The 14,304-nt window shown below is 44.2% G+C and carries 10 protein-coding genes; 2 read left to right on the forward strand and 8 right to left on the reverse strand.

The genetic code is table 11. From position 1 onward, the window contains the following. Window positions 1-22: 22 nt before the first annotated feature. A complete protein-coding gene (gene rng, locus R2Q26_RS01490) occupies window positions 23-1,477 on the forward strand; it encodes a ribonuclease G (protein WP_317534641.1) in 1,455 nt (484 codons plus the stop codon). 204 nt (window positions 1,478-1,681) lie between these two features. On the opposite strand, the gene R2Q26_RS01495 is transcribed toward rng, so the two are convergent. From R2Q26_RS01495 to R2Q26_RS01530, 8 genes are all read right to left on the reverse strand, one after another. After that, on the reverse strand, window positions 1,682-2,872 hold the full coding sequence (locus tag R2Q26_RS01495; RefSeq protein ID WP_317534642.1) for a fatty acid desaturase: 1,191 nt from the start codon (window positions 2,870-2,872) through the stop codon (window positions 1,682-1,684). A 178-nt stretch (window positions 2,873-3,050) separates the two neighbouring features. Next, window positions 3,051-3,590 (reverse strand): pseudouridine synthase, encoded by a 540-nt coding sequence (locus R2Q26_RS01500; protein ID WP_090568580.1) that lies wholly within the window; start codon window positions 3,588-3,590, stop codon window positions 3,051-3,053. 34 nt (window positions 3,591-3,624) lie between these two features. Beyond that, window positions 3,625-4,077: a SixA phosphatase family protein gene (locus tag R2Q26_RS01505; RefSeq protein ID WP_317534643.1), complete on the reverse strand. Its 453-nt coding sequence runs from the start codon at window positions 4,075-4,077 to the stop codon at window positions 3,625-3,627. Between the two features lie 41 nt (window positions 4,078-4,118). Further along, window positions 4,119-5,435: a 30S ribosomal protein S12 methylthiotransferase RimO gene (rimO, locus tag R2Q26_RS01510; RefSeq protein WP_317534734.1), complete on the reverse strand. Its 1,317-nt coding sequence runs from the start codon at window positions 5,433-5,435 to the stop codon at window positions 4,119-4,121. A gap of 316 nt (window positions 5,436-5,751) precedes the next feature. Further along, window positions 5,752-6,534 carry an N-acyl homoserine lactonase family protein gene (locus R2Q26_RS01515; protein WP_317534644.1) on the reverse strand — a complete coding sequence of 261 codons (783 nt, stop codon included), beginning with the start codon at window positions 6,532-6,534 and terminating at the stop codon, window positions 5,752-5,754. 29 nt (window positions 6,535-6,563) lie between these two features. Beyond that, entirely contained in the window at window positions 6,564-8,228 is a 1,665-nt protein-coding gene (gene ettA, locus R2Q26_RS01520) for an energy-dependent translational throttle protein EttA (RefSeq protein WP_317534645.1), read from the reverse strand. A gap of 1,363 nt (window positions 8,229-9,591) precedes the next feature. Then, on the reverse strand, window positions 9,592-10,791 hold the full coding sequence (locus tag R2Q26_RS01525) for an acetyl-CoA C-acyltransferase (RefSeq protein WP_317534646.1): 1,200 nt from the start codon (window positions 10,789-10,791) through the stop codon (window positions 9,592-9,594). A gap of 43 nt (window positions 10,792-10,834) precedes the next feature. After that, window positions 10,835-13,330: a 3-hydroxyacyl-CoA dehydrogenase/enoyl-CoA hydratase family protein gene (locus tag R2Q26_RS01530; RefSeq protein ID WP_317534647.1), complete on the reverse strand. Its 2,496-nt coding sequence runs from the start codon at window positions 13,328-13,330 to the stop codon at window positions 10,835-10,837. A gap of 328 nt (window positions 13,331-13,658) precedes the next feature. Here R2Q26_RS01530 and R2Q26_RS01535 point away from each other — a divergent pair, with 328 nt between their 5' ends. Next, on the forward strand, window positions 13,659-13,988 hold the full coding sequence (locus tag R2Q26_RS01535) for a hypothetical protein (protein WP_317534648.1): 330 nt from the start codon (window positions 13,659-13,661) through the stop codon (window positions 13,986-13,988). Window positions 13,989-14,304: the final 316 nt, after the last annotated feature.

A 14,304-nucleotide genomic window follows, 5' to 3' on the forward strand; every position in this document is an offset into this window, starting at 1 on the left:
TAGATTGTGCTATACCTTCTAAATGAGTAACGAAATTCTTGTCAATGTTACACCACAGGAAACACGTGTTGCTGTTATAGAGCAAGGTGTTGTGCAAGAATTACATATAGAGCGAGCGAGCAGCCGGGGTATTGTTGGTAATATTTACAATGGTCGGGTTAGCCGTGTACTACCTGGTATGCAATCTGCCTTTATCGATATCGGCATGGAACGAGCAGCATTTCTCCATGTGGGAGATATTAAGGAATTAAGTTCAAATGGTACAGAGGATAGACCCATTGAGAGATTACTGCACGAGGGAAACAATATCCTCGTTCAAGTGATTAAAGACGCAATTGGAACAAAGGGGGCAAGACTTTCTACTCAAATCAGTATTGCTGGGCGAATGCTTGTTTATTTACCGCAAGAATCTCATATTGGTGTTTCTCAGCGTATTGAAGATAATGTTGAGCGTGAATTATTGCGCGAGAAGCTGCAACATATTCTTCCAGCTGATATCAAGGGAGGTTACATCATACGAACAATGGCCGAAGCGGCAAGCGAATCAGATCTGCATGCAGATATAGAGTACCTGCACAAGCTTTGGTATGATATTCAGAATAGGGCATTAACAGTTAATACTCCTGCGCTCCTTTATCAGGATTTAGATCTAAGTCATCGTGTTTTGCGCGATTTTGTTGATGATGATACATACCGCATCCTGGTAGATTCGCGCGAAACTTTCCAGAAATTGATCCCTTTTGCTCAAAACTATATGAGCAATGTTGTAAGCAGAATCGATCATTATACCGGGGAGCGCCCTCTCTTCGATTTATATGGCGTCGAAGAAGAAATTGAACGATCACTCGCTCGGCGAGTTAATCTGAAATCAGGCGGTTATGTCATTATTGATCAGACCGAAGCGCTGACTACCATGGATGTCAATACGGGTGGCTTCATTGGTGTGCGTAATTTTGATGACACCATATTTAAGACCAATTTGGAAGCAGCACAGGTCATAGCGCGGCAACTCCGTTTACGCAATTTGGGAGGCATCATCATCATCGATTTTATCGACATGGAGGATGAAGAGCATAAAAAGGCAGTATTGGCAGAATTCAACAAAGCTTTGATGAGAGACAGGACACGTATGACGGTCAATGGATTTTCTGCCTTAGGTTTGGTAGAGATGACACGGAAGCGCGCGCGCGAGAGTCTTGCTCACATTTTATGTGAGCCATGTCCAACTTGCCAGGGACGAGGGCAAATCCGGACAGCGCAAACGATCTGTTATGAAATCTTACGTGAGTTGTTACGGGAGTCACGACAATTTGAAGCTCATGAATTTCGTATTCTTGCTTCGCAGCAAGTGATTGATTTATTTCTGGATGAGGAATCACAAAGTTTGGCTCAACTTGCTGATTTTATTGAAAAACCTATTAGCTTACAAGTGGAAGCGTCTTACACACAAGAGCAATATGATGTTATTTTGATATAAATTTAGGAATGAATACTGAGATTGTCGGGGGAAGGTAATTCCATTTCCAAATCAGACATGACGCAAGAGCGAGCCGCAGACAGTATAAATAATACGGCAAGGAGAAGTCGACAAAGTCAGATTTGATTTAGAAATGGGATTACAGGGTTACCGAGCAAAGGATAAGCGTTAATCCCAAAGCCTTTGCCCGGAGTTATAACTTAATTATGCATAGCAACGTAGCCGACGTGAGAATTTTTCTAGAACTTCAATTCCGCTTTCTTCTGCACGATGGCACCAATCTTCGAGTTGTTTAACTAATTCATCTTTCGAAGCGGCAGAGCGTTGCCATATAGCTGCAAGTTCCTCGCGCATCGTATAAACCTTATCAAGGTTCTTGGTTTTACTTAAAACCAGATTTAGTTTGATACGTTCTTCTTCTTGCAAGGTTTTCGCATCTGCCAATATCCAACGTTTCAGTGTGTTTCCATCTATCCCATGCTGGGAAGCGGCTTCTCGTAAATGTTCCACTTCTTTCTTGAGCATTGCCTTGAGAGACTGGGTATATTTCGCCAGTACCTCATAACGATGGGCAATAACTGCCTGGAGGGTATCAGAATCACACTTGGTTTTGGTTTTGTTGATGTTAAGCTTAGGTGCAATTTTCTTGACGGTTGCTAATCCCATCATTTCCAGAATACGTATGTACAGCCAGCCAATATCAAATTCAAACCATTTATTGGATAGTCTGGCTGAAGTAGGGTAGGCATGATGATTATTGTGTAATTCTTCTCCCCCAATCAGAATGCCCCAGGGAGAGACATTGCGACTGGCATCTTCTGCTTGGAAATTACGATATCCCCAATAGTGACCAATGCCATTAATGACTCCCGCAGCGAATATAGGCGTCCACATCATTTGTACTGCCCATATAGTAATACCAATAGGGCCAAACAGAATGAAATTGATAATTAGCATCAGCCCAATACCAGATGCGCTAAATTTTGTATAAACGTTGCGTTCTATCCAATCATCTGGTGTACCGTGCCCGTACCTTTCCAAAGTTTCTTTGTTTTTTGCTTCTAAGCGATAAAGTTCTGCTCCTTCGGACAATACTTTTTTAATTCCAAAGATCTGAGGGCTGTGCGGATCATCTAAAGTTTCACATTTTGCGTGATGCTTGCGGTGAATAGCGGTCCATTCTTTGGTAACCATACCGGAAGTCAACCATAGCCAGAAACGAAAGAAATGACTAGGGATAGGATGCAAATCCAATGCTCGGTGAGCCGAATGCCGATGGAGATAAATCGTGATGCTTGCAATCGTGATATGGGTAATTACTAATGTAACGATGATATACCCCCACCACGGTAAATCAATTAGTCCAGATAATGCTGAAACAATGTCTATATCCATAATATTATTTTAATTCCTCCTCTTAAAAACGGGCCATGGTCGAATAATGCAATCTAAAGAGATGTATAAGGTTAGTCAAGAAATTTCGTGACAATTTATTACAGAAAAGTTATGCAATTTTTTTGCTTGTTATTTTATGTGGAAATCGAAATTGTTTAATAGATATCCAAGCAGGAAATTATTTAATAATCCTCCACTTACCTGGTGGAAGACCTGCCAGTCTGTACTTACCAATAGTAGTGCGAATCAATCGTAGGGTGGGGAATCCAATCGCTGCAGTCATATGGCGTACTTGTCGGTTTTTACCTTCGGTAAGGATAAGTTCTAACCAGGAAGTAGGGATATTTTTGCGAAAGCGTATGGGTGGATTTCGTGACCAAAGATGATCCGGTTCATGTATGAGACGTACTTTTGCGGGTTGGGTTCTATAACCTTTCAATATTATTCCTTCACATAATTGCTGGAGATCTGATTGATCGGGTATACCCTCTACTTGCGCCCAATATTTCTTCGGTTGCTTGAACCTTGGATCGCTAATTTTATGTTGTAATTCCCCATCATCGGTGAGGATGACTAATCCTTCGCTATCGGCATCTAGTCGTCCAGCTGGGTAAAAATCAGGTATGGGAACAAAATCTTTTAATGATTGATATCCAGCCTGGGGTGTAAATTGACAAATTACTCCGTACGGCTTATTGAAAAGAATCAAGTGTGCCATGACTCAATTCCAGCGGGAGAATGTATTGTTATGTTTACACCATATCGGGAGAAATAACGGCACGCAGGATGGTATTTTCAGTATCGGCGCTTTGTTTATAGCTAAACCACCAGATTGCTCCTTTTTTGATGCTAAAGCCAGCGTGGTTTTGGCAGATCAATGAAGCAGCAACATTTCCCAAAGTGGGCTGATGACCAACTACCAGAATTGAGCTTTCCTCGTAGGGCCAGTTAGCAGCGGCAAGTATTCTATCGGCAGTGGTGCTGGTTCCTACTTCCTGCGTAGTTTCAAAATGATTGCTCAGTGCCAAAGCAGTCTGTTGAGCTCGTTTTGCGGAACTGACCATGATGCGTGTGTTTTTAGGTAGTCTAGGTTTGAGCCATTGAGCCATATTGTGAGCCTGCTTTAATCCTTTCTCAGTCAGTTTGCGTGCAGTGTCGGGGAATCCATCTTCTGCTTCTGCATGGCGCCACAAGATAAGTTCCAAATTGTCCTCCTTTAGCATAGATAACGGCTAGAGCTGATCGATCATATAGTTTCCGCCCAAAGATCATGTTCGTCAGAATGTGTGATACGTACTTTTACTACGTCACCTTGTTGTAGTGAATGCCCGTTTTCAACATAGACCAGCCCATCGATTTCCGGTGCATCAGCATGACTGCGTGCGACTGCACCTTGCTCATCGACCTCATCAACCAGCACCTGTATAGTCTTGCCTACCTTCTGTGCAAGCCGTTGTGCGCTGATTTTTTCCTGTAACGCCATCAAGCGCGCTAAACGTTCTTGCTGTAATTCAGGCGGAATATGATTGGGTAAACTATTGGCAACTGCACCATCAACTGGCGAATACATGAACGCACCGACTCGATCCAGTTGAGCTGCCTTAAGAAAATTCAGTAGTTCTTCAAATTCTTGTTCTGTCTCCCCCGGGAAACCAACGATAAACGTACTCCGCAGCGTGATGTCAGGGGAGATTTTGCGCCATTGTTGGATACGGGCAAGCACATCCTCACTATCAGCAGGGCGTTTCATAAGCTTTAAAATACGTGCATTTGCATGCTGAAAGGGGATATCCAGATAGGGAACAATCTTACCTTCTGCCATCAGCGGAATGAGTTCATCGACATGGGGATAGGGGTAGACATAATGCAGGCGTACCCATACACCTAGTTCTCCCATAGTTTGAGCAAGTTCAGTGATGCGTGTTTTAACAAATTTACCTTTCCAGAAGCCGCTGCGGTATTTCAGATCAACGCCATAGGCGCTGGTATCCTGTGAAATGACGAGTAATTCCTTGACACCAGCATCCACCAGGTTCTGCGCTTCCTGCATGATATCGCCTACCGGGCGACTGACAAGATTGCCGCGCATACTGGGAATAATGCAAAAGGTACAGCGATGGTTACAGCCCTCGGAAATTTTTACATAGGCATAATGTTTAGGTGTCAGCCTTATCCCTTGTGGCGGTACCAGATCAACATAAGGGTCGTGCAATTTGGGTAAATGCGTATGAATGGCCTCCATGACCTCATCGGTTGCCTGCGGGCCCGTGACAGACAGTACATTGGGATGTGCCTGCTTCACAATATCTCCTTTCGCGCCAAGACAACCGGTGACAATGACTTTACCGTTTTCGGTGAGCGCCTCGCCAATAGCATCGAGTGATTCAGCAATGGCATTGTCGATAAAACCACAAGTATTGACCACAACTAAATCTGAATCTTCGTAGTTGGGTGAAATAAGATAACCTTCTGTCCGCAAACGTGTCAGGATGCGCTCGGAATCAACGGTTGCCTTGGGGCAACCAAGTGAAACGAAACCAACGCGTGGGATTTTATTGTGCATATTCATTTATTTATTGCTAAAGATGAAGATCGACTGATTAAAATTATAAAGAAAGCAGGATAATCAAGGATAAAAACTTACTCTGTTTCTAAATCAAACCTGACTTTGTTGGCTTCTCCTTGCCGTATTATGAATTACTGTCTGCGGCCCGCTCTTGTGTCATGTTTGATTTATAAAATGGAATTACATTTGTATCTTTTTGGGGTAGGTGCACTATTTTAAAACAAATTGACCGTTAAATAAGCTGATATTGGAGCATTATCAAGATCATAAAGTGGTAATGGATAAGCGGGTGATGGTGGTTGCCAGGTCCGTATCAGTCGTGCCATTGCGGAAATTCAGGTAAAGTTTTGAAAAATGCAAGGTCGTGGTTGGGCCATAGCTGCGCATTCTCGATGAGAGCAAGTGATTTAAGCTTACGAATACTGGCGAGTGCTTGCTCTACGTTATCCTGCCAGCAGCAGCCAGGCGCAATCTCATCAGTCAGATTTTCATTCAGATCGGCTGCATCACCACAGAGAATGACCGGACGGCCTTTGGGCAAGTGTATGAACAGCGACATGTGCCCTGCAGTGTGACCGGGCGTAGTAATGGCCTCTACTCCTGGAGCTACTTCGTATTCATCCGTTTGTAAGTACCATTGATCCGAGTTAGCCAGTTCATCTGCAAATACTCCGTTATCTAGCCCTGTCCGGGCCGCTGTCAGCTCATCCCGATGAATGTGAACCTCACATCCAGGCAGATCACACAAACCGCCTGCGTGATCGAAATGCAGATGGCTGATAAATACTAAATCAATATCGGCAGGCGTTAAGCCTAATCGTTCAAGATAGTGGGGAACACGTTGGTCTGCCTGCATCCTGGGCGTTTCTACAGTAGAGTGCATTGAAGTAAAATGGCGTGTACGAAGAGCGGGGTTAGCCAATTTCCGGTAGTCGCACCCTACGTCATACAAGATACGCCCATTGGGTGTTTCTATCAGATAAGCCAGAATAGGCGCTTCAATCCACTGTCCATGGCCACGATTACGCGTTGAAATGATTTTCTCATAGCGGATGTTTCCGGTAAGCAACGTCCAGATTTTGAGTGCATGGGGCATTTTCTTAATAACCGTAGCCAGTGATTTAGTTAGCGTGTAATCGGTTTATATCTGATCCGTTTCGGTTTGGCGCCTTCTTCACCCAGTCGCTGACGTTTATCTGCTTCATATTCCTGATAATTACCGGCATAGAAGGTGACCTGGGAATTACCTTCAAATGCCAGAATATGCGTCGCAATACGATCCAAGAACCAGCGGTCGTGCGAAATGACCAGTACGCAACCTGCAAATTCTAACAGTGCATCTTCCAATGCCCGCAGTGTTTCCACGTCGAGGTCATTGGATGGCTCGTCGAGCAGCAGCACGTTGCCGCCAGAAATCAATGTCTTGGCTAAGTGTAACCGCCCCCGTTCGCCCCCGGAAAGCTGTCCTACCATTTTTTGCTGGTCTGGTCCTTTGAAATTGAAGCGACCAATGTAAGCACGAGATGGCGTTTCATATTTGCCGACAGTGAAGATATCGTTCCCATCTGACACAGCTTCAAAGACAGTTTTGTTGCTATCGAGGATATCACGCGACTGATCGACGTAAGCAAATTTGACTGTTTCGCCGATTTTAACCTCACCCGTATCTGGTTGTTCACGACCGATAATCATGCGAAATAAGGTTGATTTACCTGCACCATTGGGACCGATGATACCGACAATGGCACCGGCCGGTATTTTGAAGCTCAAATTGTCGATCAGTAATCGATCGCCAAATGCTTTGGAGACATTGGTAAATTCAATGACTTCGTTACCCAGTCTATCGGCCACCGGAATAAAGATTTCCTGTGTTTCGTTGCGTTTTTGATATTCCTGAGAGTTGAGCTCTTCAAAACGGGCAATCCGCGCCTTAGATTTGGCCTGCCGTCCCTTGGGATTTTGTCGTACCCACTCCAGTTCCTTTTTGAGCGCTTTCTGCCGAGCAGATTCGGAAGATTCTTCCTGTTTGAGGCGAACTTCTTTCTGCTCTAACCAGCTTGAATAATTACCTTTCCAGGGAATGCCCTGACCGCGATCGAGTTCCAGTATCCATTCGGCGGCATTGTCCAGGAAGTAACGATCGTGCGTTACGGCTACTACTGTACCAGGAAAACGCACCAGAAATTGTTCCAGCCACTCCACAGATTCAGCATCCAGGTGGTTGGTAGGTTCATCCAGCAATAACATGTCCGGTTTTGATAACAGCAGCCTGCACAGTGCTACACGTCGTTTCTCACCACCTGAAAGATTCTTTATGACAGCATCCCATTCAGGGAGACGCAGCGCATCAGCGGCTACTTCCATTTGCTGAGCAGTATCACCCCCACTTGTTGCAAGGATGGCTTCCAGTCGTGTCTGCTCTGCAGCCAGCGCATCAAAATCTGCATCCGGTTCAGCATAAGCCGCGTAAATTTCTTCCAGTTTCTGCTGAGCGCTGAATATATCACCTAATCCTTCCTGGACTGCTTCACGTATAGTCTGTTCCGGGTTAAGCTGTGGTTCCTGCGGTAAATGTCCAATCTTGAGATGAGGCATTGGCGTGACTTCACCTTCAAAATCCTTGTCTGCACCAGCCATGATTTTTAATAACGTCGATTTACCTGAGCCATTTAGCCCCAGTAATCCTATTTTTGCGCCGGGAAAGAAACTGAGTGAAATATCTTTAAGAATCGTGCGTTTAGGTGGAACAACCTTATTTACACGATTCATGATCAAAACATATTGAGCCATAAAGTATGGGAAAAGATGTGGATTATTAAGAACTTGGATTTAATCGTTACTCTAAAATTTGAGCTTTTATTACTGCCAGGCAGCAGACACCAAATGAACTTCGTGTCTAGCTGCTAAATTACATCATATTTTACCAGCCCATCCCATCTACTGGGAGTTAATTCAATTATTACTCATTTGATGATTACTCCATTAAATCCAGATTTTCTATAGCTTAGTGTTTCTAAAAGATCTAAAGGAAGTCATTAGAGTAAGCAACTGATTATTATGTAAGTTATGACTTATTTAAAATAGATAGGTAATCACTATATTACTAAGCCTTTAGTCGATGATTTTAAGGTGCGACCAAAATCAATTACCGACAGCGCCTACTCTCTATAGTTAATAAGATAGTAACCGACAAGACATTACAGTGAGCTGCGTCTATCCGGGTATAGGTATTATCAAGGATTTTGTAAGCTATTTTCCTAGCTTGGATGGGGCTGGGCGTCAATATTGATATTGTTATCATTATGAGATTCACAAACATCACAAATGTTCCCCATTTTTTGATAAAGTCTTAGACAGATTATTGAAATAAATCGTATATTAGTATTGATTTTTCAGACTTTGATTTTAATTAAAGATTAGCCTTTACGTATTTGCACGTATTTAATTATTTTCAATTTTAATATAGTCTTTAATTATTAATATTTGGCAATTTACCTGGATGGAATCAGTGATTTAATATTCTGAGCTGTATCGCTGGATATCACTGTTTTTATAAGACAAAAAGGATTACCAGATGGGACGCGAGATGAAGTATTATTATCACATACCATGGGGGTGAGCCGCTTGAGTAAACTGCAAGCCTTCATGTCTGAGACCATCAAATTCCTTTTAGAAGTAGTGTCTGAACGTCCTACTCATTCAATTCCGATTGATACGGTAAAAACCATTATTCATCTTGGCGTTAAGGAGAAGATTCGGGGGTTTTTCCCAAAGAAGGAATATTGAATTAAACAAAAACGAACTACAGGGAGAAATATTATGAGAGTTCTGGTTTATTTCAGATCAGGTGCTAGTCAAGTATTTATCGTTCCTCAAGATATTCCTGCTGTTGAATTTCGACGAGTCGCAGAAGCTGTAGGAGGATACGTTCATAGAGTAGAATTCATTCAGAAAAAAGCGAAATTACAAAAAATGAATACGTTCTCGTATTAGCAAAATAAATTTCTTCGACTTTATATTTCATTTCTAAATCAAACCTGACATTGTCGGCTTCACTTTGCCGTATTATTTATACTGTCTGCGGCTCGCTCTTGCGTCATGTTTGATTTGGAAATGGAATGACTCAAAAAAACGTCAACCTAATCAGGCTAGTTTATAATGCTTCAAATATTCCAGCTGCTCCCATCCCGCTGCCTACACACATTGTAATCATGCCATATTTCAGGTGATGTCGACGTAAGCCGTGCAGCAGCGTCGCGACGCGGATTGCGCCCGTTGCGCCAAGTGGATGACCCAGTGCAATAGCCCCTCCCAGGGGATTCACTTTGACTCGATCCAGTCCTAATTCATTGATAACAGCGAGACTTTGTGCAGCAAATGCTTCATTCAGTTCAATCCAGTCAAGATCTTCCAGTTTCATACCAACTTGTTTCAGTACCTTGGGAATCGCCTTGGTTGGACCAATTCCCATTATTTCGGGTGGAACGCCTGCTACTGTATATCCAATAAACCGCCCAATTGGCTCTAAATTGAAGCGTTGTAATGCGGTTGCGCTCATGAGCACTACTGCACCTGCACCATCTGACATTTGTGAACTATTTCCTGCCGTGACCGAGCCATTGACTGCAAAGACTGATTTCAATTTCGCAAGCGCTTCTAAACTGGTATCGGCGCGAGGTCCTTCATCGGTGTCTTTCACAGATTTCACAGTTATGACTTCGTGTGAAGTTAAATCCGGTCTTTTTTCTTCGATCGGGTAGGGAGCAATTTCCTGTTTGAATTCGCCCGTTTCGATTGCTTTCAAGGCTCGTGTGTGGCTCATCAACGCAAACTCATCCTGCTGTTCACGAGAGACTTTCCATCGCTGAGCCACTTTCTCGCCGGTGATACCCATTCCATATGCAATAGCTACATTTTCATCGTGCATGAACATAGCTGGATTCAAGGCAACCTTATTGCCCATCATTGGTATCATGCTCATGCTTTCAGTGCCACCCGCAATCATCACATCCGCTTCCCCCAGGCGAATACGGTCTGCAGCCAATGCAACTGTCTGCAACCCGGACGCACAAAAGCGATTGACTGTCATGCCTGATACGCTATTGGGCAATCCAGCCAGCAACAATGCCACACGCGCTACATTGATTCCTTGTTCCGCCTCCGGCATAGCACAACCGACGATCACATCTTCGATTGCAGCCGGATCAAGTCCCTCACATTGTTTCAACACTGCTTGCAGGACGTGGACAAGCATGTCATCGGGGCGAACATTTTTAAACATTCCGCGTGGGGCTTTACCGACGGGTGTGCGTACAGCAGCGACGATATAGGCATCCTGAGTTTGTTTGTTCATGGTTTTCTCCATCAATCTTTAAATAAGGATCTAATCACGATGACTAATTTCTGAGTGGTTTCCCTGTTTTCAAGGTGTGCGCGATACGCGCTTGAGTTTTCTCTGTTGCCAGTAATTCAATGAATGCTTTTCTCTCCAACCTGAGAAACCACTCTTCATCAACCAGACTGCCCGGCGTCAAGTCACCCCCACACATGACATGGGCGATTTTGCTGCCGATCAGATAATCGTGCTCAGAAATAAAGTGCCCCTCTAGCATATTGACTAATGTTCCTTTGATTGTCGCAATCCCAGTAGATCCTGCAACTGGGATTCCGCGCGGTATCAAAGGTGGACGATAACCTGATTCTGCCAGGGCAAGTGCTTGTATCTTCGCTGCGTGAAGAAGCTCAAAACGGTTCATGATGATCGGATCAGCCGGCAGTAAATAGCCTAGTTCTTTTGCTCCCTCAGCACTTTTTGCGAGTTGGGCCATTGCGACTGTCTGGAAATAATGTTTCAATTGGGGAAAAGGATCACCATCTATTGCATTTCGTGCTGCTCTTAACGCCAGTTCTTTGCAGCCCCCACCGGCAGGCAATAAGCCCACGCCTGCCTCAACTAGACCGATATAGCTCTCCAGTGTGGCTACGGCGCGATCACAATGCATCACGAACTCACAGCCTCCTCCCAGAGCAAGTCCATCAATAGCTGCCACCGTTGGAATCGTGGAGTATCGGAGATGCTGCGATAGCTGCTGAAAGCGCGTAATCAGCGTTTCTACTTCCGCAAGCTTACCAGCCATCAGAGCATCCGTCAGATCCAGGCTACGCGCAGCCTGCAGAATGGTCGATTGAGCTGTTTTCTTGACCTTCTTCATGAATTGATCAAAAGCAGAAGGAGGCTCCTCGCTTTTTGGTTTTTCACTGGCTTTCTGCAGATTGGCACCTGCCGAGAAAGGGGGGGCGGTTTGCCAAATCACAAGTGCACGCCAATGACGTTCTGCCTCCTCGATTGCCTGCTGTAACCCATTGAGCACTTCGATATCGATTGTATGCATCTTACTTTTGAAGCTGACAATCGCAATTTCATCGCCGGTATGCCACATCCGAACAGCATCTGTTTCAAAGATGGTTTCACCGTATTTCCTTTCTTCACCTGCCAAGCGATCAGGAAACACTTGTCTGCGATATACCGGCAATGTTGATCGTGGTTGCATTGCATGCGCTAGCGGTGCGTAGGAGCCTTGCGTGGTATGTACACCTTGTACGGCATTTTGTCCTGCCTCCTGGACCCAGGCAGGGAGGAGAGTGTTACTCATGCTCTTGCCTGCAGCGATATCTTCATTGATCCAGGCAGCTATCTGATTCCAACCGGCAGTTTGCCAGATTTCAAATGGCCCCTGATTCCAGCCAAACCCCCAGCGAATCGCGAGATCAAGATCACGTGCATTATCTGCAATTGTGGTCAAATGTACAGCGCAGTAATGGAACAGATCGCGATGTATTGCCCACAAAAATTGAGCTTGTGGATGCTCGCTGGTTCGCAAAGCTGCAAATTTTTCGACTGGATTCTTTTGTTTGAGCAGCGATTCAACATCGCTATCCAATGTACCTTCAGAAAGACGGTAAGTATTTGTAGCTAAATCGAGTACCCGAATTTCTTTATTAATTTTTTGATAGATTCCTTTTCCTGATTTTTGGCCGAGTGCGCCTTGATCGATCAAGGTTTGTAACCAACTGGGAGTGATGTAATAGTTATGCCAGGGATCATCGGTCAGTGCTTTATGCATGGTATCAATGACGTGTGACAGAATATCCAGTCCCACCACATCCGCAGTGCGGAAAGTGGCGCTCTTAGGGCGACCAATGAGGGACCCTGTCAGCTTGTCAACCAGATCAAAGCCTAAGCCAAATTCTCTGGCATGATGCATAATCGCCAGCATGGAAAACACACCTACACGGTTAGCGATAAAGTTAGGCGTATCTTTCGCACGAATGACTCCTTTACCCAGATAAGTCACTAAAAATGCTTCCAGATCATCAAGTATTCTGACGTCGCTCTCTTTGCAAGGAATCATCTCGACCAAATGCATATAACGCGGTGGATTAAAAAAATGGATACCGCAAAAGTGATGACGTAATTCCTCAGGGAAGGCTTGCGCCAATTGATTAATCGATAAACCAGACGTATTGCTGGCAAAAATGGTATGCGGACCGAGATGAGGCGCAACCTTAGTATACAGATCGGTTTTCCAATCTATACGTTCAGCGATCGCTTCGATAACAAGATCACAGTCCGTGAGTAACCCGAGATGCTGATCATAATTCGCGGGTTGAATACAAGCTGCTTTGGAAGCTATAGATAACGGAGCAGGCTCGAGTTTTTTTAGTTTTTCGATTGCTTTCGCTGCTGGCGCACTGGGATCGCCAGATTCAGCGGGCAGCTCAAATAACAGTGTTTCAATGTTAGCATTTACCAAATGCGCTGCAATCTGCGCCCCCATGACTCCTGCACCCAGTACTGCGGCTTTGCGCACAATAAAGCGATAGTCACTCAATTTTATCCCTCCGCTCGATCTGGTTATTGGATGAAGCTGCTAAGGCAGCACATTCCTGCATGATTCCTTGATTACATCTTATTCAGATGACTATTTCAAGCTCTTTGATCAAAAGATTACAAGTATGAACTTCAAAGAGCAAGCGGGAACTGTTTCATTTTTGTAAAGATTGATGTTAATTACTTAAGCAAAATAAGGTACAAACATTTGCCATCCTGTTTCTTTCTTTTTAGATTGTTCAGCTTGTATTCATGATCCCCAGGATAAAGTGATCAGCAACAGAAGAAAAATATTCTGATCAATAAAAAAACAACTAAGGAGGTGTAACATGAAAACGAGAACTAAAATAAGCATACCAGTAAAATTATTATCTGGAATGTTGTTGAGCGTTGCTTTAACGATTCCCATGGTAGTTGAAGCTGGCAGAGGCCATCATCGCCACCACCACCATCATCATCATCATCGCCACCATCATCATGATCATGATCGTCACCATCATCATGACCATCGTCACCACCATCATCATTACAATACACGGAATATTTATTACAACCAACCCTATTATCCTCCCGCTTATGGTGGTTATTATGGCGCAGTACCGGGAAACTTCTTCCTTGGCATTAACACGGGAAATGCCCGTTTTATGTTAGGCTATTAACTGGAGTATTTTACTAGACCGATGCTTGTATCAATGCAAAGGGGCAAGAATCAGGATGCTAGGGTATCTTAGGGATAAAACCAACTTGCACTGACTGACCTTTGCTGGCGCTAGCGATCGTTTTGTGGCATTTTTGTGCCTCTGCTTCACATCAATAGACTCGGTTATTAGCTTGACGCAATACACGCAAACCTGCGCACAGAACGCTTCACTCTCTCATTCTGCGTCCTGGCGAAATATTCGGGCAAGGATCGCCAGATTCAGCGGGCAGTCCAAATAATAATGTTTTATTATTTAGCATTGACCAAATGTGCTG

Origin of the sequence: Nitrosomonas sp. Is37, from assembly GCF_033063275.1 — a bacterium.
GTDB lineage: Bacteria > Pseudomonadota > Gammaproteobacteria > Burkholderiales > Nitrosomonadaceae > Nitrosomonas.